This is a genomic window from Citrobacter sp. wls710, assembly GCF_005281115.1.
Classification (GTDB): domain Bacteria; phylum Pseudomonadota; class Gammaproteobacteria; order Enterobacterales; family Enterobacteriaceae; genus Citrobacter; species Citrobacter werkmanii.
In genome coordinates this window covers 320,548-339,597 of record NZ_SZXD01000007.1, presented here as the reverse complement: position 1 = coordinate 339,597, position 19,050 = coordinate 320,548, and the positions used below count along the sequence as shown (strand labels likewise).

Below are 19,050 nucleotides of genomic sequence, written 5' to 3'. Positions count from 1 at the left end.
CGAAATTTCATACTCCCGCCAGCAGACCCCTACCTATAATTTGGGAAATTTGTTTCAGAATGTTCCCAAATACGATGAATGATGAAAACTTTTTCCAAAAGAAGGTCGTCGCGGATGAAGCGTTTATATCACTTCATCAAAACGACCACCAACGTTCCGGTCTGCGATTTGCCCGACGGATCAGGCTGCCGCGAGCGGTGGGATTGGGGGGAATGTTTTTCCCTATCGCGTCGGTATTAGTTTCCCAGCCCATTACCGGAGGCTGGTGGCTGTTGCTGGTGGGATGGGCATTCGTCTGGCCACATCTGGCCTGGCAGTTGGCAAGTAAAGCAGACGATCCTCTGCATAGTGAATTTACCAATTTAAAAGCCGATGCCATCCTCGCCGGGATGTGGCTGGGAATTATGGGGGCAAACCTGTTGCCGTCGACGGCGCTGCTCATGATTACTTGCATCAACCTGATGGGCGCTGGGGGAATGCGAGTATTCCTCGCGGGCGTCGTGTTGATGGCGGTGTCATGTCTGGTGACGTTACAGTTAACCGATATTCCCGTCGCTGTTAGCAGCGGTCAACTGAGCGTGGTGTTATCACTGCCGGTACTGGTGATGTATCCGCTGCTGTTTGCCTGGGTCAGCTATCAGACGGTCATCAAGCTGGCGGAACATAAACGCCGCTTACAGGTGATGAGTACGCGAGATGGGATGACCGGCGTTTATAACCGACGTCACTGGGAGCTGTTGCTACGTAATGAATTTGATAATTGCCGCCGCTACCAGCGTGACGCCACGTTGCTTATTATTGATATCGACCATTTTAAGAGCATCAATGATACCTGGGGTCATGACGTCGGGGATCAGGCCATTGTCGCGCTGACCCGTCAGCTGCAGATGACTTTACGCGGCAGCGATGTGATCGGGCGCTTTGGTGGTGATGAGTTTGCGGTGATTATGTGCGGCACGCCGGCAACCAGCGCAATTGCGGCCATGTCGCGAGTGCATGAACGACTTAGTCAGTTGCGTTTATCCTGCGCTCCGCAGGTTGCCTTGCGTATTAGCGTTGGCGTAGCGCCGCTGACTTCTGAAACTGAGCATTATCGGGAATGGTTAAAATCAGCAGATATGGCGCTTTACAAAGCAAAGAATTCCGGACGTAACCGCACTGAAGCGGCGGCCTGACGTCCGGTGATATTAACTCAGGATCGGCTGAGTTTTTCTGACTGTTCCATGCACTTAACCATCGCTTCAATCACTGATGAACGGAAACCACGTTCTTCCAGGACACGCACCGCTTCGATAGTGGTTCCGCCTGGCGAGCACACCATATCCTTCAGTTCCCCTGGATGTTTACCCGTTTCCAGCACCATTTTTGCCGAGCCCATTACCGCTTGCGCTGCGAATTTATAAGCCTGCGCACGGGGCATTCCCCCCTGAACGGCAGCATCCGCCATCGCTTCGATAAACATAAAGACATAGGCCGGTGCAGAACCGCTGACGCCGACCACCGGGTGAATCATTGATTCTGCAATCACTTCGGCTTCGCCAAAGCAGCGGAAGATATTCAGTACGTCGGCCGTATCTTCCGGCGTTACTAAGGCGTTCGGCGTGACGGAGGTCATTCCGGCATTAACCAGTGACGGGGTATTTGGCATTGCGCGAATGATTTTGCGGTCATGACCCAGTGCGCGGGCGAGCTGATCGAGGGTAACGCCAGCGGCAATCGAGACAACCAGAGAGTCTTTGTTCAGGCTGGAGGTGATTTCACTCAGCACCTTAATCATGATGCCTGGTTTTACGGCACCAAAAACAATGTCGGCGATTTGGGCAACTTCTTGCGCAGACTGCGCTGCATTAATACCATACTGGTCGTGCAACGCAGCGACCTTATCAGGGGAAGGGGTATAGACCCAGATTTGTCCCGGGAGAACCTGGCCGCTGGCGATCATGCCGCCAAGAATTGCTTTGCCCATATTACCGCAGCCGATAAAACCAATTTTTTTGTCCATCTTGTCACTCCCTATGGATGATATTCATTGTTTTATACCCGTCATACTTCAAGTTGCATGTGCGTTGGCTGCGTTCGCTCACCCGAATCACTTACCAGAGTAAGCTCATCGGGAGTCACTCTCTTGCCGCCTGCCTGCAACCCGAATTATTTAGGGTAAATCTGGGAAAGCTAAGCTTAGCGCGGAATGAATATGTGCAGAAGGAGAAACAGCACTTTGCCTGCAAGTAAAAGCACGAGACAATGCGCGATTACACACGAGTGGGGAGAGATTATGACAATATGGGTGGATGCCGACGCGTGTCCGAACGTGATTAAAGAAATTTTATACCGCGCCTCTGAGCGCATGCAGATGCCGCTTATTCTGGTGGCGAACCAGAGTTTGCGCGTCCCGTCTTCGCGTTTTATCCGTACATTACGCGTTCCCGCCGGGTTTGACGTCGCTGATAACGAGATTGTGCGACAATGTAGCGCCGGTGATTTAGTGATAACGGCGGATATTCCACTGGCTGCTGAAGCCATTGGAAAAGGGGCAGCAGCGCTTAATCCACGCGGCGAACGTTATACCGAAGCGACGATCCGCGAACGTCTGATGATGCGTGATTTTATGGATACGCTACGTGCCAGCGGCATCCAGACCGGGGGACCAGATAGCCTTTCTCCCCGCGACCGGCAGCATTTTGCGGCTGAGCTGGATAAGTGGTGGCTGGAAGTTCAGCGCAGAAAATAACACCTGTAATTTATTTCTTACACTTTCATCCCTGTGAATTCTTGTTATAGTAGGGTTTAATTGACGACATCACTCTTTCTGTAATTTTTTCTTTACGTTTTGGTGGTGTACTAGTTTGATGATATGATTATATCTTTAATAGCATCAGATCCCGCTTGTCGGCGGCTCTCTGGGGAAATTCTGTGATGACGCAACCTCTTTTTCTTGTTGGCCCCCGGGGGTGTGGTAAAACGACAACCGGTATGGCGCTGGCGAAGGCTATCGATTACCAGTTTGTTGATACCGATCGCTGGTTGCAATCGCACGTGCAGATGACCGTGGCGGAAATTGTCGAAAGAGAAGGATGGGAAGGGTTTCGTGCCCAGGAAACAGCCGCTCTGCAGGCCGTCACGGCTCCGACAACGGTTGTCGCGACCGGTGGCGGTATCATTCTCACCGAATTTAATCGTCACTACATGCGTAGCCACGGTGTGGTTATCTATTTAAGCGCGCCGGTATCGGTACTGGTTGATCGTCTGGAGGCGACGCCTGAAGAGGGTTTGCGCCCAACCTTAACCGGCAAGCCGCTGACTGAGGAAGTAGAGGAAGTGCTTGCCCAGCGCGATGTTCTGTACCGTGAGGCCGCGCATTATATTATTGATGCGACCAATCCGCCTTCGCAGGTAGTGGACGACATTCTTGGGATACTGTCGCAGGCAGCGCCACGGTTACAGGGTGGTGTCTATACTTAAAGCTCATTCAGACAAAAGGAAGAGCTATGCCGACAAAACCACCTTATCCGCGTCAGGCGACCATTGTAACGGTTGAAAAGGGGACGCCAGGCCAGACGGTAACCTGGTATCAACTTCGTGCCGATCACCCAGAACCGAATTCGTTGATCAGTGAGCATCCTTCCGCTCAGGAAGCCATGGATGCTAAAAAGCGCTATGAGGATCCCGACAAAACCTGATGTCGGACACCGCCCGGGCAGGTGTCTGAAAAGGCCCAGTACGGGCGTACATCACATTTTTTTAAATATCGCCATATACAGTAAAAATCGAAAATTAAACAATAACAATACAGTACTGGAATGATTTGGAATCTTTACAAAATAGACCGCCGATCTGCTGCTACGCTTTTGAGCGTTTGTAGCACAGGTCAGCGCCCGGCAATGATTCGGGAATTCACAGCAAAGTAAGAAGACGGTGGAGCAAAAAATGGGTACGTCGTTGGCTATCCTCACGATTGGCGTGGTGCCGATGAGTGAGGTGTTACCGCTCCTGACGGAATATATTGATGAGCAGCACATTACTCACCACAGTCTGCTGGGACAGATGCGGCGAGAGGATGTGATGGCCGAGTACGGGGTCTCTCCCGGTGACGAGCCGCTCTTAACGCTGCTCTGCGACCATCAACTTGCCCATGTTTCGCGCCAGAAAGTGGAACGCTCACTGCAGGGTATTGTTGAAGTGCTCGACAATCAGGGCTTTGACGTGATCCTGCTGATGAGTACGGCCTCAATTGCCCGCCTGACCGCCCGCAAGAGTATGCTACTGGAACCTTTACGTATCATTCCTCCGCTGGTCGCCTCGATTGTGGAAGGGCATCAGGTTGGGGTTATTGTCCCCGTCACGGAATTGCTCAAAGCCCAGACGCAAAAATGGCAGGTGTTACAAACGCCGCCAGTGTATGCCGTGGCGAATCCGATTCACGGTTCCGAACAACAACTGATTGATGCCGGTAAAGAATTGCTTGAGCAAGGTGCAGATGTGATCATGCTGGATTGTCTGGGCTTTAATCAACGTCATCGCGATTTACTGCAAAAATCGCTGGATGTCCCGGTTCTGCTGTCCAATGTGCTGATCGCCCGACTGGCTTCGGAATTGCTCGCGTAATTTTGCGTGACAGGTGGAACGCCTGCCCCCTATATTGGTTGTTAACTTAATCACAAGATAGGGCCAGTTGTATGCTTCAAAGTAATGAATACTTTTCCGGCAAAGTAAAATCCATCGGTTTTACCAGCAGCAGTACTGGCCGTGCCAGTGTTGGCGTGATGGCCGAAGGTGAATACACCTTTGGTACTGCGGCGCCTGAAGAGATGACGGTCGTCAGCGGCGCACTTAACGTGCTGTTGCCGGGGGAAACTGAGTGGAAAGTCTATGCCACAGGGGACGTGTTTAACGTACCAGGCAGTAGCGAGTTTCATCTGCAGGTGGCAGAGCCAACATCCTATCTTTGCCGCTACCTGTAAGCGTAAAAATGACGAATGGCGACATTGAGCCGCCATTCGGTAAACACGGTTTAACGTTGTGCTTCGCCGCCTAATCCTTCCACCAGACTTTTAATCAGCGCCGCCAGTTCCCCCGTCATCAGGATGAAATCGGCATCAAAACGCTGAGCGTAGTCCTCGCGGTCGATATCTTCGTTTTGATCGCGCAACTCGTCGCTAAACTTCAGACGCTTAATCGAGCCGTCGTCACACATCACGAACTGAATGCGCTGCTGCCAGTCGAGCGCCAGCTTGGTGACCAGTTTGCCCGCTTCGATATGTACGGCGATTTCGTCGCAGACCAGATCCTGTTTTTTCGCGCGGATCACGCCGCCGTCTTCAAGGATCGCTTTCAGTTCGGCTTCATCCAGCAACTGGAAGCCCTGTGCCGTTGTACCGGAGCGAACCCATTCGGTCAGCGTCAGCTCAATCGGGTTTTCCATCGTCAGCGGAACGACTGGCAGCGAGCCGAGGCTCTTACGCAGCAGCGCCAGCGTATCTTCCGCTTTCTTCGCGCTTGCGCAATCAACCATGATCAGATCGTTGACGGTGTCGATCCACATCATCGTTTGGCTGAAGCGGCTAAAAGCGCGCGGCAGCAATGAGTGCAGAACTTCATCTTTCAGCGAGTCTTTTTCGGTCTTCTTAAGCTTGCGACCTTGCTCAGCTTCCAGTTTGAATATTTTGGCTTCCAGCGCCTGTTTGATAACCGGCGACGGCAGAATTTTTTCTTCTTTGCGGGCGCAGATAATAATTTGGCCATTGGCGGTATGCGTTAATGCATCGCTGTGCGATCCCATCGGCGGAACCCAGCCCATTTTTGCCATATCCTGGCTACCGCAGGGAGTGAACGTCATTGATGCCAGCTGTTTTTCCATCTCTTCGGCACGCAAAGAAACATCGCGGCTAAGACGGTAAACCATTAAATTTTTGAACCACAGCATGATAATTTCCACGGCCTTGTCGTTAAATCCAGCGGGCATGATAGCGAATTGTCGCTATGCTTGCATTGTTAATCGGGAAGAGGAGCAAACAGTGCGTATAGGTATCGATTTGGGCGGTACAAAAACGGAAGTTATTGCGCTTCGCGATGCAGGCGAGCAGCTTTTTCGCCATCGCCTGCCCACACCGCGTGAGGATTATCGGCAAACGATAGAAACCATCGCCACGCTGGTGGAGATGGCGGAAAACGCCACCGGGCAGACGGGAACCGTGGGAATGGGCATTCCAGGTTCAATCTCGCCTTACACTGGGGTAGTCAAGAATGCCAACTCGACCTGGCTTAACGGACAACCTTTTGACAAAGACCTGAGTTCGCGTCTGAATCGTGAAGTGCGCCTGGCGAATGATGCCAATTGTCTGGCGGTTTCAGAAGCGGTGGATGGCGCAGCGGCAGGGGCGCAAACCGTGTTTGCGGTAATTATTGGCACCGGATGCGGCGCGGGTGTAGCGCTGAATGGTCGGGCGCACACGGGTGGCAACGGTACCGCGGGCGAGTGGGGGCATAATCCGCTGCCGTGGATGGACGAAGATGAGCTGCGGTATCGCCAGGAAGTACCCTGCTATTGCGGCAAGCAAGGCTGCATTGAAACCTTTATTTCCGGGACCGGTTTTGCCACCGACTACCAGCGTCTGAGCGGTAAGCCGCTCAAGGGCAGCGATATTATCGACCTGGTTAACGTGCGCGATGCTGTGGCGGAGCAGGCTTTGAGCCGCTATGAGCTGCGTCTGGCGAAATCGCTGGCGCATGTGGTAAATATTCTCGATCCGGACGTCATTGTACTGGGTGGGGGAATGAGTAATGTCGACAGGCTATATCAAAACGTTCCAACGTTGATGAAGCAATTTGTCTTTGGCGGCGAATGCGAAACGCCTCTACGCAAGGCGCTACACGGGGATTCCAGCGGTGTACGCGGTGCGGCCTGGCTGTGGCCGCAGGAGTAATCTGTTTTACGTCGCGGGTGCAACTTGTTGCACGCCGCGCTTCAGGTAACCGTAAATCAGCAGCGATGACATGGCGGAGAAAGACAGCAGCGCAGCCGGCAGCGTCACATAGTTGTAGGCAAAGCCCAGCGTCAGCATCATACCGCCGCACCAGGCGCCAATTGCGCTACCGAGGTTAAAGGCAATTTGCCCGCCTGCCGCGCCCAGTAGCTCACCTCCTTTAGCATTTTGCAGCAGCAAAATTTGCAGCGGTGCCGACAGAGCAAACAGGCCCGCGCAGCAAATAAAGGCGAAGGTCAGCGATGCGGCTTTGATACCGCCAAAGACAAAAAGCAGCAGCAGAACCAGCACAATGATGAAGTCGGTTATTACCGCAATGCGCAGCGGCGTATAGCGGCCAGATAGCCGACCGCTCAACAGATTCCCTAATACCATCCCCAATCCCACCAGCATCATGATGAAGGTCATCAGCGTTTCGGAAAAACCGGAGATGTACATCATGTACGGCTTAACGTAGCTGAACCAGGCGAAAACCCCGGCGTTGCCAAACATGGTGGCGGAAAAGATCAGCCACGGGGCGGGGCTTTTCAAAAAGTGAAATTGTTCGCGCAGATTCCCTTTCGCTTCATCGCTGATGTTGGGCACCCAAAAAGCTATCGAGACAATAACGGCGATATTAAAGACGGCTATCAACAGGAACGTATAGCGCCAGCTAAATTCCTGGCTCAGCCAGGTACCGACGGGAATGCCAATCAGATTGGCAACGGTCATCCCTGAAACCATGCCCGCGACGGCGGCGGTGACTTTTCCTGGGCGTGCCAGTTTCGACAGAATAATTGCCCCAACGCCAAAAAATGCGCCGTGCGGGAAGCCGGAAACCAGCCTGCCCACCGCCAGCATAAAATACGAGGAGGAGAGGGTGAAGATGGCGTTGCCAATCACGCATAGCGTGACCAAAAACAGCAGAATATGTTTTAGCGAAAAGCGGCTGGAAAAGAGCGCAATAATCGGCGCGCCCAGCACCACGCCAAAGGCGTAAAACGAAATCATATGACCCGCGGCCGGGATGGAAATGCCCACGTCCCGCGCCAGCTCGGTGAGTACTCCCATGATGCCGAACTCTGCCATGCCCAGCCCAAATGTCCCCAGCGCTAAAGAGAAAACGACTTTTTTCATACCACCTGCCAACAAGAAAGACGCCGGATGTGCGTCATAGCGGCGAACGTTCGCCGCCAACAGAGATAGCTTGCGGATAAGCGAAGTGGAATGCCATTTCATATCCGTCTTTGAGTATGCAATATTGTGCTACATATTCGTGCCGAATGGCGCCGATCCGGCCTGTGAAGCTATCAGGCATCAACTGCAAATATTTTGTCGAGTTTGCTGTACCCCAGACCGTTGATTTTTTTAACCTTGATCTGCACCGGAATGCGTTCTTTCATCGCTTCAACGTGGCTGATCACTCCAATGGTTTTGCCGGTGGCGTTCAGCGCATCGAGCGCGTCCAGCGCGGTATCGAGCGTTTCGCTGTCCAGCGTGCCGAAACCTTCATCGAGGAACAGAGAGTCAATTCGCGTTTTGTGGCTGACCAGATCGGATAACGCCAGCGCCAGCGCCAGACTCACGAGGAAACTCTCGCCGCCGGAAAGCGTACGGGTGTCGCGCACGGCATCGGCCTGCCAGGTATCAACCACTTCCAGCTCCAGCGCTTCGCTGGCCTTACGCTGTAACAGATAGCGACCATGCAGACGAGTGAGTTGGTTGTTGGCAAGCCACACCAGGTTATCCAGCGTCAGCCCCTGGGCAAACTTGCGGAATTTATCTCCCTCTTTCGAGCCGATCAACGCGTTCAGATAGCCCCAGTCATCAACCTGCTGCGTGACCTTTTCAATCTCCTGCATCAGCGCCTGTTGCTGCTGACGATGTTCAGCATCCTGTTTGAGCTGCTGACGAATTTCACCCTGGCGAGTGGTATTTTCCCGTAGCTGCTGGGTGAGCTGCGCTAGCGCGTCGCGAAGATGTTGGGCTGTGAGCGTGAGATCCGCCCCGGTTGGCAACTGCTGGTGATGGCTCGCCAGCGCTTGCTGAGCCTGATTAAGCAGCGTTTGTGCCTGCTGCTGCTGCTTTTCCAGCGATTGCTTTAACTGCTCCAGACGGCTAAAGGTTTCTTCATCCAGCAGGGCGGTAACAAAGGCGTCACGATCGGCAAAGATGCTGGCCTGCAGTGCGGCATCAAACTGTGCCTGAATTTCTGCGGCGCGCTGTATGTCCTGCGCCTCCTGCTGTTGCAAGGTTTGCCACTGGCCTTGTAAAGACAGGCAATCGTCATGCACCTGTCGCCAGTTTTCCAGCGACAGATTCTCAGTACCTGCAGAAAGTGTATCGCTCTCAGGCAGCGTTTCCAGTAACGGCGTGAGCTGAGCTATCTGCGCCTGTAACTCGGTGAGTTCGTTCTGGCGCTGCTGCCACATTTGCGCTTCTCTCGCCCGCTCGCTCAGCCACGAAGCGACTTCATCCTCTGCCGGAAGGGATAGTCCATGGCGGGCTAGCTCGGCGGTTAACGTCGCCTGGCGCTGGTCAATTTGCTGCTGGAGCTGGGTAATCTGCTCGGTATGCGCCGTGATTTGCGCCTGCAGGGTATGACGCAGGCTCAACTGGTGAAGTTGTTGTTCGTGTTCTTCCTGGGCGGCCAGCCACGGGGCGATATCATCCTGCGGTTGCAGCGTCACGTTAAGGTTGGTGGTGACTGTCTGCCACTCTTGAGTAAGCGCTTGCTCCTCTTGAGAAAGCGTCTGTGCTTCGCGTTCATCCCGTTGAAGTTGCTGGGTTATTGCCTCAAGCTGACCGCGTAACGTTGAACCCTCATCAGCCAGGGTTTTAACCTCTTTTTCCAGCGCTTCACGTCGTGCCTGATTTACGCTCAGTTCGAGCGTTTGATAGCGCTCAATCGCCGGATGCGTGGTGGAGCCGCACAGCGGGCATGGCATGCCGGATTGCAATAATGCCCGCTGGCTTTCCAGATCTTTGATGCGGGCTTCCTGCTCGCAAATGATCCTCACATCGGTAAGTTGCTGATTTTTATCTTTATAGCGCTGACGTTTTTCGGCAAGCACTGCGTTGCGCTGAGTCAGCTCTTGTTGACGCTGCACAAGCGTGGCGCGTAACTGCGCCAGCTGCTTTTGCTTCGGGGCGATTTGCCCATGCAGATTGCTCAGACGCTGGCGTAACGGACGGAGCTGCGCATGTTGCGCCAGCGCTTCTGTCACTTCCTGCGGCGAAAGAGTCAGCGTGGGAAGCGCCAGCGCATCCAGTTTACGCGTGTCGTTTTCCCGTAATTGCTGCCACTGGCGTAGTTGGGCGCTGGCGTCGGACTGTTGCGCCAGCAGGGCCTTCCAGCCAGCCAGTTCGCTGCCCCACAATCGGAAGCGATCGTGTTCGTTCAGCCAGTCGGTTAACGTCTGCTGTCCAGCGAGCAAGGAGGTCGACTGCGTGTGCGCCTGCTGACGGATGCGCCCGCGCAGCGCTAAGCTGCTTTGTAAGCGAGCATTCACTTCCTGAATCTTCTGCCGCGTACGCGCTATCGTAGCCGTTTGTTCCTGGATTCGCTCCCAGTGTGGGCGTAACGCTCTGGCCGGTTGCGCCAGACTCAGCGCCGCCAGCTGTGGCTGTGCGTCTTCCTGCGCTTGTTTAGCGGCCTGTAACGTCTGTTGGTGACGGTTGATTTCTGCCTGTAGCTCATTTTGCCGAATGAGCCAGTTGAGATGCTGTTGCTGAGTCTGCTGGCTGGCAAGGTATTGTTTTTCCTCGTCAGTAAGTACCTGCAAACGCTCTGTCAGGGACTGCACCTGCTCCGCAGCGAGCAGAGCCACGCCGCTGGCCTGCGCTTGCAGTTTTTCCAGCTCCGTACGCGCTGCTTTATGTTTTTCAAACACCATGGCGGAAATTTGGCCGTAGATCTCAGTCCCCGTCAGCTCTTCCAGCAGTTCGGCACGCTCTTTCGGTTTGGCATTGAGAAATGCGGCAAATTGCCCCTGAGACAGCAGCATCGAACGGGTGAAACGACCGTAATCCAGTCCGGTAAGTTCGGCGGTCATTTCCAGCTTGTCTTTGACTTTATCGGCAAGAATTTTACCGTCGGCGCAGCGGGCAAGTTCTACGCGCGGCGCCTGTAGATTGCCTTCAGGCTGATTGCGCGCGCGGTTCTGGCTCCAGAATGCGCGATAGGCTTCGCCCCGGACCTCGAACTCGACCTCGGCCAGACACTCGGCGGTGTCGCGGGTCATCAGATCGTTTTGCGACTGCGACACGGTATTGAGCCGCGGCGTTTCGTGATACAGCGCGAGACAAATGGCGTCCAGCAGGGTGGTTTTTCCCGCGCCCGTTGGACCAGTGATGGCGAACAGCCCATTGCTGGCAAAGGGCTCAGCCGTGAAATCGATTTTCCATTCTCCTTTCAGAGAATTGAGGTTTTTCAAACGCAGGCTGAGAATTTTCATGCTTCGGTCTCCCCGGCAAGCGTGTGTAAGGTGGTGCCAAACAGTTGATTCAGGCGCTCGCGTTGCGGTTCTTCGAGTTCTTCCAGCGCCAGGCGGCGGTCAAAAACGTCCGTCACGCTCAGCTCGCTTAGCGTTTCACGTCGTTCATTCGCCATAATACGTTCGCGCTGTTCCCGGCTACGGCGCACCAATAACACCTCTACCGGTAAATCTTCGGTTAATGTCTGAATCTTACGCTGCATGTCGTGCAGATAGTCATCGGTGGTGATTTCGATATCTAACCAGACTGGCGGTTCCTGCTGCACACCGCGCCACTGCTCTAGTTGGGCGGTAATCGCGGCTAAATCACCTTTCAGCACTGCCAACGGCTGGGTGACCGGTACGGTGAGGTGTTCAACAGCGCTCAGCTTGCCGTTTTCGAAGCTCACCAGATGGACGCATTTGCTTTTGCCGCACTCGTCAAAACTGAGCGCAATTGGCGAACCGCAGTAGCGAATATGCTCGGTCCCGCCGATAACCTGCGCCCGGTGAATATGTCCCAGCGCGATGTAATCGGCTGGTGGAAAGTTTTGCGCCGGAAAGGCGTCCAGCGTACCAATATAAATGTCACGTACAGCGTCACTTTTACTGGCGCCAACGGTGGTCAGATGCCCGGTCGCAATGATGGGTAGATTTTGGTTGCCACGCAGCGTACAGGCGTCCTGATATTGCTGCTGATAATAGTCGGTAATAGCTGATAGCAAATGCTGCTGTTTCTCTTGTCCGGTCAGCCCTGCCTGGCTGGTAATGATGTCGCGCGGGCGTAAAAAAGGAACCGGGCACAGGATCGCACCCGGCGTGCCGTCGCGTTGCGACAGCACCTGCGGCGCATGGCCTGCGCTGGCGATCACTGTGGTGTTGAGAAACGCCAGAATATCGCGGGATTCGTTGAGCGTGGCGACGGAGTCGTGGTTACCGGCCAGTACCACCAGATGACAGCCGGTTTGCTGCAGATTAACGACAAAACGGTTATACAGCTCACGGGCATAGCTTGGCGGTGAGCCGGTATCGAAAATATCGCCCGCCACAATAATGGCATCCACCTGCTGGGATTGTGCGGTTTCCAGCAGCCAGTCGAGAAAGGCCTGGTGTTCAGCGGCACGGCTCTTGCTGTAGAAATTTTGGCCCAGATGCCAGTCAGACGTGTGAAGGATGCGCATAAGAGTTCCATGACGATAAAACAGTGGCGGGGATTATAACCCTGCAAGGACGGTAATATCTTGTTTTAGGGCTGTCATAATTCGCGGGGCTGCGTTAAACCTGGACTATCTTTTCATAAATCTGTCATAAAACTGACGCATAATGGCACCGTATTGATGGCAAACGATTTAATTATAAACAGGGCAAATCATGGCGAGACGTATTCTGGTCGTAGAAGATGAAGCTCCAATTCGTGAAATGGTCTGCTTCGTGCTCGAGCAAAACGGTTTTCAACCCGTAGAAGCCGAAGACTATGACAGTGCTGTGAACCAACTCAATGAACCCTGGCCGGATCTCGTCCTGCTTGACTGGATGCTACCCGGCGGCTCGGGCCTACAGTTTATTAAACATCTCAAGCGCGAAGCGATGACGCGGGATATTCCCGTCATGATGCTGACGGCAAGGGGAGAAGAGGAAGATCGCGTCCGGGGTCTGGAAACGGGTGCGGATGATTATATTACTAAGCCGTTTTCTCCCAAGGAGCTGGTGGCGCGTATTAAAGCGGTTCTGCGTCGTATTTCCCCCATGGCGGTGGAAGAAGTTATTGAGATGCAGGGGCTGAGCCTTGACCCAACCTCGCATCGCGTGATGACCGGCGAGGATCCGTTGGATATGGGGCCGACAGAATTCAAACTGTTGCACTTCTTTATGACCCACCCTGAACGCGTCTATAGTCGTGAGCAATTACTCAATCATGTCTGGGGTACCAATGTGTACGTGGAAGACCGGACAGTGGATGTGCATATCCGCCGCTTGCGTAAAGCGCTGGAGCACAGTGGACACGATCGTATGGTGCAGACGGTTCGTGGGACGGGATATCGTTTTTCGACCCGCTTCTGACTGACATGAATATAGGCCTGATGGATTAGGCTGTTAATGGAGTAAGACGTTTGCTAGAACGATTGTCATGGAAAAGGCTGGTACTGGAGCTGATCCTCTGCTGCATTCCGGCGTTTATCCTTAGCGCTTTTTTTGGTTACCTGCCCTGGTTTTTGCTGGCGTCGGTAACCGGCCTGCTTGTCTGGCATTTCTGGAATTTATTACGCTTGTCCTGGTGGTTATGGGTCGACAGAAGCATGACCCCGCCGCCGGGGCGCGGAAGTTGGGAGCCGTTGCTGTACGGGCTGCACCAAATGCAGCTGCGCAACAAAAAGCGCCGCCGGGAACTGGGTAATCTGATTAAACGTTTTCGCAGTGGGGCGGAATCGCTACCCGATGCGGTGGTGTTGACGACTGAAGAGGGCGGCATTTTCTGGTGTAACGGCCTGGCCCAGCAGGTTCTGGGACTGCGCTGGCCGGACGATAGCGGGCAAAATATTCTTAACCTGCTGCGCTACCCGGAATTCACGCAATATCTGAAAACGCGTGATTTTAGTCGGCCAATCAATCTGGTGCTCAATACCGGGCGGCATCTGGAAATTCGCGTGATGCCCTATACCGATAAGCAATTGCTGATGGTCGCGCGCGATGTTACCCAGATGCACCAACTGGAAGGTTCGCGGCGTAACTTTTTTGCCAACGCCAGCCATGAGTTGCGTACGCCGCTGACGGTGCTACAAGGTTACCTGGAAATGATGCAGGAGCATCCACTGGAAGGAACGACGCGCGAAAAAGCGCTGCATACCATGCGTGAGCAAACGTACCGCATGGAAGGGCTGGTCAAGCAGTTGCTGACGCTGTCGAAAATAGAGGCCGCGCCAGTGCTGCTGCTCAATGAGAAGGTGGACGTGCCGATGATGCTGCGCGTGGTTGAACACGAGGCGCAAACGCTGAGTCAGAATAATCATACGTTTACTTTTGATATTGATAGCCGCCTGAGCGTGCGTGGAAATGAGGATCAACTGCGTAGCGCTATTTCGAATCTTGTGTATAACGCGGTGAATCATACCCCCGCGGGTACGCACATCACCGTGCGCTGGCAGCATATTGCCTCCGGGGCGGAATTTAGCGTCGAGGACAATGGGCCAGGTATTGCTGCGGAGCATATTCCTCGTTTGACCGAACGCTTCTATCGTGTGGACAAAGCGCGATCCCGACAAACGGGCGGGAGTGGACTGGGTCTGGCTATCGTGAAACATGCTCTGCAACATCACGATAGCCGCCTGAATATCGAAAGTATGCCGGGCAAAGGGACGCGATTTAGTTTCGTCATCCCGGAACGTTTAATGACCAAAAGTAACGATTAACCCGTATTCGTAAGATAATCTTTCCAAAAGCCAGCGCGAGTTAAATTCCGTTCCGTTAAGCATGTATGGAGAATGTTTTGCCCTGAATAAGTTTCCGTTCACCTTATGTGCATTGCTTCTCTGATATCGCTATACCCGTGAACGTGCAAGGGAGGCTCACCGCCGCCTCCCTTGCATCCCTGGCTCCCGGCGGGAAAATCGTCGCTGCGCGATTATTCGCCCCATCCCTGGGGCTCACCCCTTCGGGGCCATCGCAAGCGCTGTTCAAAATTGCTCCCGGCAATTTTGTCATTCGTCTTATGTCGTCTGCCTGTCGGGTCGGGGCTGAGCCTGCGTCCCTGCAGGCCATCCCCTCTGCCCGCATCCCTGCGGGCAGACCCGGTCAGCCGTCAACGCCTCATGCAAGGGAGGCTCCCCGCCGCCTCCCTTGCATCCCAGGCTCGCGGCGGGAAAATCGTCGCTGCGCGAGTTATTCGTCTTATGCCGTCTGCCTGTCGGGTCGGGGCCGAGCCTGCGTCCATGCAGGCCGTCCCCTCTGCCCGCATCCCTGCGGGCAGACCCGGTCAGCCGTCAACGCCTCATCGATTTTCAGCCGGACCGGGTCATCGCTTCAACGCTCTGACTTCCAGCAAAATCTTTTTGCTGTTCAAATATATTCAAATAAAAGTGCAGGAGGTCAGGTGTAGGCAGGTCCGGCTGAAAATTGCCGACGTGTTTCCGTAAGGCCGGGAGAGCCAGCATGGATGCTGGCTCAGGGCGCGCTTTGCAGGGACGCTACCTCGCGCCCGGCCCGATAGCCTGAAGGAATAAGCGGAGGGTATTGCACAGCAACAATTTTCCCGCCGGGAGCCGGGATTGTAAAGGGCGTGGCGGAGAACGCCCTTTACACGTTCACAGGAACCGGTGTTTCAGAGAAAAGATGAACATAAGGTGAACGGAACCCTTGCTCTGAGAGTGCACAAGTTGATGCTTTCTGAAACTGAGGCGTTCACGGAGCAGCACTATGCGCGAGCTGGTTTTTTTATGTGGTCAATAGTTACATCCTGAATTTTGCGACGTTTGATTGTTTTTTGTTCGAACTATTACCCATACCTTTTTCCATGAAATGGTGTTTTGTGCTGACTCGAATTTTCATATCGCTATATTGTTCTGGTTTTTGGATCCCACCTTGCTTTAAAACGTTATAAGCGTTTAAATTGCGCTCCAGATGCTGTCATACCGACTGCATTTACGCGGTAAATCGAAAAACTATTCTTCGCCGCGCCAGGTCGGGAGTGTTTCCCGCTGGAATTGAGCAAAAATGCCGCTGTATTGTCCCCCAGGGAAAGGCAAAAATTTATTGTTTTCAACACCACATCCACAGGCAGTAAGACTTTATGACCCATCAGTTAAAATCGCGCGATATTATCGCTTTGGGATTTATGACATTTGCACTGTTCGTTGGTGCAGGTAACATCATCTTCCCTCCAATGGTTGGTTTGCAGGCAGGCGAACACGTCTGGACTGCGGCTTTTGGCTTTTTGATTACCGCCGTTGGTTTGCCGGTACTTACCGTTGTCGCGCTGGCGAAAGTCGGTGGCGGTGTGGACAGCCTGAGTACGCCTATCGGTAAGGTTGCTGGGTTGCTGCTGGCTACCGTTTGCTATCTGGCGGTTGGTCCATTGTTTGCGACGCCGCGTACCGCAACGGTCTCTTTCGAAGTCGGGATTGCGCCGCTGACCGGTGATTCCGCGCTGCCGCTGTTCATCTACAGCGTGGTCTATTTTGCGATTGTTATTCTGGTGTCGCTGTATCCGGGCAAACTGCTGGATACCGTCGGCAACTTCCTTGCTCCGCTGAAAATTCTCGCGCTGGTAGTACTGTCTGTCGCCGCGATTGTCTGGCCGGCAGGCCCGATCAGCAATGCGATGGAAGCCTATCAAACCGCAGCATTTTCGAATGGTTTCGTAAATGGCTATCTGACCATGGATACGCTGGGCGCAATGGTGTTTGGTATTGTTATCGTTAACGCCGCCCGCTCGCGTGGCGTTACCGAGTCGCGTCTGCTGACCCGTTACACCGTTTGGGCAGGTTTGATGGCGGGTGTGGGCTTAACGCTGCTGTACCTTGCGTTGTTCCGTCTGGGTTCCGATAGTGCGATTCTGGTCGATCAGTCAGCTAACGGCGCGGCGATTCTGCATGCGTATGTTCAGCACACCTTTGGCGGCGCAGGAAGCTTCCTGCTGGCGGCGCTGATTTTCATCGCCTGTCTGGTGACTGCGGTTGGCCTGACCTGTGCGTGCGCAGAGTTCTTTGCCCAGTACGTTCCTCTGTCTTATCGTACGCTGGTATTTATCCTCGGCGGCTTCTCGATGGTGGTCTCTAATCTGGGCCTGAGCCATCTGATTCAGATCTCTATTCCGGTGCTGACGGCTATCTATCCGCCATGTATCGCACTGGTTGTATTAAGTTTTACCCGCTCATGGTGGCATAATTCTTCCCGCGTCATTGCACCTGCGATGTTTATCAGCCTGATTTTTGGTATCCTTGATGGCATTAAAGCTTCTGCAATTGGCGACGTGTTACCGGCCTGGACCCAGCGTTTACCGCTGGCGGAACAAGGGCTGGCGTGGTTGATGCCAACAGTCGTGATGGTGATCCTGGCAATTATCTGGGATCGCGCCGCGGGTCGACAAGTGACCTCCAGCGCGCACTAATCACTGACAATAAGTTTTAACCACGGGGCTATTAATATGGCCCCGTGGTTTTTTTATTGTGTTAACAGGTTAGGAATCGATGGAAAGTAATAACAAGCTAAAGCGTGGGCTGAGCACCCGGCACATTCGCTTTATGGCATTAGGCTCGGCAATTGGCACCGGGCTGTTTTACGGCTCGGCCGACGCGATCAAAATGGCGGGGCCGAGCGTGTTGCTGGCCTATATTATCGGCGGCGCTGCTGCATATATCATCATGCGCGCGCTGGGCGAAATGTCTGTGCATAATCCTGCAGCCAGCTCTTTCTCGCGCTACGCGCAGGAAAACCTCGGGCCGTTGGCGGGTTACATTACCGGCTGGACCTACTGTTTTGAAATCCTGATTGTCGCCATTGCCGACGTTACTGCCTTCGGCATTTACATGGGGGTCTGGTTCCCTGCCGTTCCGCACTGGATTTGGGTCCTCAGCGTGGTGCTGATTATTTGCGCCATCAACCTGATGAGCGTGAAGGTGTTTGGCGAGCTGGAGTTCTGGTTCTCGTTCTTTAAAGTCGCCACCATCATCATCATGATTGTCGCCGGTTTCGGCATCATCATTTGGGGCATTGGCAACGGCGGGCAACCTACCGGTATCCATAACCTGTGGAGCAACGGCGGTTTCTTCAGCAACGGCTGGCTCGGCATGGTGATGTCGCTACAAATGGTGATGTTCGCCTACGGTGGTATTGAGATTATCGGGATTACCGCAGGTGAAGCGAAAGACCCGGAAAAATCTATTCCGCGCGCTATCAATTCCGTACCGATGCGTATCCTCGTGTTTTACGTGGGGACGCTGTTTGTCATTATGTCTATCTACCCGTGGAACCAGGTTGGCACCGACGGGAGTCCGTTCGTCCTGACGTTCCAGCATATGGGCATTACCTTTGCCGCCGGGATTCTCAACTTTGTCGTATTGACCGCATCGCTGTCGGCTATCAACTCTGACGTCTTCGGCGTGGGGCGTATGCTGCACGGTATGGCAGAGCAGGGGAGCGCACCGAAAATGTTCGCTAAGACCTCGCGCCGTGGCGTGCCGTGGGTCACGGTGATGGTGATGACTATCGCGCTGCTGTTTGCGGTTTATCTTAACTACATTATGCCGGAAAACGTCTTCCTGGTGATCGCCTCACTGGCGACCTTCGCCACGGTATGGGTGTGGATTATGATCCTGCTGTCGCAGATTGCCTTCCGCCGTCGTCTGCCGCCGGAAGAGGTCAAGGCGCTGAAATTTAAAGTACCTGGTGGGGTGACAACGACCGTTGTTGGCCTGATTTTCCTCGTCTTTATCATCGCGCTTATCGGCTACCATCCGGATACCCGCATTTCACTGTACGTTGGTTTCGCGTGGATTGCCCTGCTGCTGGTGGGCTGGGTATTTAAACGCCGCCGCGAGCGTCAACTGGCTGAAGTACAGTAATTTTTTGCCGGGTAACGCATCGCGTCGCCCGGCAATTTTCTCCTCCCCCGAACTCCT

Annotated in this window: 16 protein-coding genes; 11 read left to right on the top strand and 5 right to left on the bottom strand. The window is 53.9% G+C overall.

Annotation, left to right across the window (positions count from 1 at the left end; all coding sequences use genetic code 11):
- The first annotated feature begins 59 nt into the window (after window positions 1–59).
- Window positions 60–1,175, top strand: a complete 1,116-nt coding sequence (adrA, locus tag FDX14_RS03775) for a diguanylate cyclase AdrA (RefSeq protein ID WP_061381538.1) — start codon at window positions 60–62, stop codon at window positions 1,173–1,175.
- Window positions 1,176–1,192: 17 nt separating this feature from the next.
- On the opposite strand, the gene proC is transcribed toward adrA, so the two are convergent.
- Window positions 1,193–2,002, bottom strand: a complete 810-nt coding sequence (proC, locus tag FDX14_RS03770) for a pyrroline-5-carboxylate reductase (RefSeq protein ID WP_038638118.1) — start codon at window positions 2,000–2,002, stop codon at window positions 1,193–1,195.
- 273 nt (window positions 2,003–2,275) lie between these two features.
- Here proC and FDX14_RS03765 point away from each other — a divergent pair, with 273 nt between their 5' ends.
- From FDX14_RS03765 to ppnP, 5 genes are all read left to right on the top strand, one after another.
- Entirely contained in the window at window positions 2,276–2,731 is a 456-nt protein-coding gene (locus FDX14_RS03765) for a YaiI/YqxD family protein (RefSeq protein ID WP_137349013.1), read from the top strand.
- A gap of 185 nt (window positions 2,732–2,916) precedes the next feature.
- Complete coding sequence (gene aroL, locus FDX14_RS03760) at window positions 2,917–3,462, top strand: shikimate kinase AroL (RefSeq protein WP_042310192.1); 546 nt, start codon at window positions 2,917–2,919, stop codon at window positions 3,460–3,462.
- 26 nt (window positions 3,463–3,488) lie between these two features.
- Window positions 3,489–3,680 (top strand): protein YaiA, encoded by a 192-nt coding sequence (yaiA, locus tag FDX14_RS03755; protein ID WP_042310190.1) that lies wholly within the window; start codon window positions 3,489–3,491, stop codon window positions 3,678–3,680.
- Window positions 3,681–3,927: 247 nt separating this feature from the next.
- Entirely contained in the window at window positions 3,928–4,605 is a 678-nt protein-coding gene (locus tag FDX14_RS03750) for an AroM family protein (RefSeq protein ID WP_061381539.1), read from the top strand.
- Between the two features lie 71 nt (window positions 4,606–4,676).
- Window positions 4,677–4,961: a pyrimidine/purine nucleoside phosphorylase gene (gene ppnP / locus FDX14_RS03745; RefSeq protein ID WP_137349012.1), complete on the top strand. Its 285-nt coding sequence runs from the start codon at window positions 4,677–4,679 to the stop codon at window positions 4,959–4,961.
- Window positions 4,962–5,011: 50 nt separating this feature from the next.
- Here the strand turns inward: ppnP and rdgC are convergent, their stop codons facing one another.
- The gene (gene rdgC, locus FDX14_RS03740; RefSeq protein WP_003021479.1) at window positions 5,012–5,923 is read right to left on the bottom strand and encodes a recombination-associated protein RdgC; all 912 of its coding nucleotides are present in this window, start codon (window positions 5,921–5,923) and stop codon (window positions 5,012–5,014) included.
- 91 nt (window positions 5,924–6,014) lie between these two features.
- Between rdgC and mak the strand changes: the two genes are divergently transcribed.
- Window positions 6,015–6,923, top strand: a complete 909-nt coding sequence (mak, locus tag FDX14_RS03735; protein ID WP_137349011.1) for a fructokinase — start codon at window positions 6,015–6,017, stop codon at window positions 6,921–6,923.
- A 6-nt stretch (window positions 6,924–6,929) separates the two neighbouring features.
- Here mak and araJ read toward each other — a convergent pair whose 3' ends face one another.
- From araJ to sbcD, 3 genes are all read right to left on the bottom strand, one after another.
- Window positions 6,930–8,099, bottom strand: coding sequence for an MFS transporter AraJ (gene araJ / locus FDX14_RS03730; protein WP_042310183.1), 1,170 nt, complete (start codon window positions 8,097–8,099; stop codon window positions 6,930–6,932).
- Between the two features lie 173 nt (window positions 8,100–8,272).
- A complete protein-coding gene (gene sbcC, locus FDX14_RS03725) occupies window positions 8,273–11,419 on the bottom strand; it encodes an exonuclease subunit SbcC (protein WP_137349010.1) in 3,147 nt (1,048 codons plus the stop codon).
- Window positions 11,416–12,618: an exonuclease subunit SbcD gene (gene sbcD / locus FDX14_RS03720; RefSeq protein WP_137349009.1), complete on the bottom strand. Its 1,203-nt coding sequence runs from the start codon at window positions 12,616–12,618 to the stop codon at window positions 11,416–11,418. The genes sbcC and sbcD overlap by 4 nt, the downstream gene beginning before the upstream one ends.
- 190 nt (window positions 12,619–12,808) lie before the next feature.
- On the opposite strand from sbcD, the gene phoB reads away from it, so the two are divergent.
- From phoB to proY, 4 genes are all read left to right on the top strand, one after another.
- Window positions 12,809–13,498, top strand: a complete 690-nt coding sequence (gene phoB / locus FDX14_RS03715; RefSeq protein ID WP_003021496.1) for a phosphate response regulator transcription factor PhoB — start codon at window positions 12,809–12,811, stop codon at window positions 13,496–13,498.
- A gap of 50 nt (window positions 13,499–13,548) precedes the next feature.
- Complete coding sequence (gene phoR / locus FDX14_RS03710; protein WP_137349008.1) at window positions 13,549–14,844, top strand: phosphate regulon sensor histidine kinase PhoR; 1,296 nt, start codon at window positions 13,549–13,551, stop codon at window positions 14,842–14,844.
- Between the two features lie 1,376 nt (window positions 14,845–16,220).
- A complete protein-coding gene (gene brnQ / locus FDX14_RS03695) occupies window positions 16,221–17,540 on the top strand; it encodes a branched-chain amino acid transporter carrier protein BrnQ (protein ID WP_038638153.1) in 1,320 nt (439 codons plus the stop codon).
- Window positions 17,541–17,619: 79 nt separating this feature from the next.
- Window positions 17,620–18,993 carry a proline-specific permease ProY gene (gene proY / locus FDX14_RS03690; RefSeq protein WP_042310145.1) on the top strand — a complete coding sequence of 458 codons (1,374 nt, stop codon included), beginning with the start codon at window positions 17,620–17,622 and terminating at the stop codon, window positions 18,991–18,993.
- Window positions 18,994–19,050: the final 57 nt, after the last annotated feature.

Coding starts and splice junctions, on each gene's coding strand:
- proC (WP_038638118.1), bottom strand. CDS start 2,002: ATGGACAAAAAAATTGGTTTTATCGGCTGCGGTAATATGGGCAAAGCA.
- phoB (WP_003021496.1), top strand. CDS start 12,809: ATGGCGAGACGTATTCTGGTCGTAGAAGATGAAGCTCCAATTCGTGAA.
- sbcC (WP_137349010.1), bottom strand. CDS start 11,419: ATGAAAATTCTCAGCCTGCGTTTGAAAAACCTCAATTCTCTGAAAGGA.
- FDX14_RS03765 (WP_137349013.1), top strand. CDS start 2,276: ATGACAATATGGGTGGATGCCGACGCGTGTCCGAACGTGATTAAAGAA.
- ppnP (WP_137349012.1), top strand. CDS start 4,677: ATGCTTCAAAGTAATGAATACTTTTCCGGCAAAGTAAAATCCATCGGT.
- rdgC (WP_003021479.1), bottom strand. CDS start 5,923: ATGCTGTGGTTCAAAAATTTAATGGTTTACCGTCTTAGCCGCGATGTT.
- FDX14_RS03750 (WP_061381539.1), top strand. CDS start 3,928: ATGGGTACGTCGTTGGCTATCCTCACGATTGGCGTGGTGCCGATGAGT.
- yaiA (WP_042310190.1), top strand. CDS start 3,489: ATGCCGACAAAACCACCTTATCCGCGTCAGGCGACCATTGTAACGGTT.
- adrA (WP_061381538.1), top strand. CDS start 60: ATGTTCCCAAATACGATGAATGATGAAAACTTTTTCCAAAAGAAGGTC.
- araJ (WP_042310183.1), bottom strand. CDS start 8,099: ATGAAAAAAGTCGTTTTCTCTTTAGCGCTGGGGACATTTGGGCTGGGC.
- aroL (WP_042310192.1), top strand. CDS start 2,917: ATGACGCAACCTCTTTTTCTTGTTGGCCCCCGGGGGTGTGGTAAAACG.
- proY (WP_042310145.1), top strand. CDS start 17,620: ATGGAAAGTAATAACAAGCTAAAGCGTGGGCTGAGCACCCGGCACATT.
- sbcD (WP_137349009.1), bottom strand. CDS start 12,618: ATGCGCATCCTTCACACGTCTGACTGGCATCTGGGCCAAAATTTCTAC.
- brnQ (WP_038638153.1), top strand. CDS start 16,221: ATGACCCATCAGTTAAAATCGCGCGATATTATCGCTTTGGGATTTATG.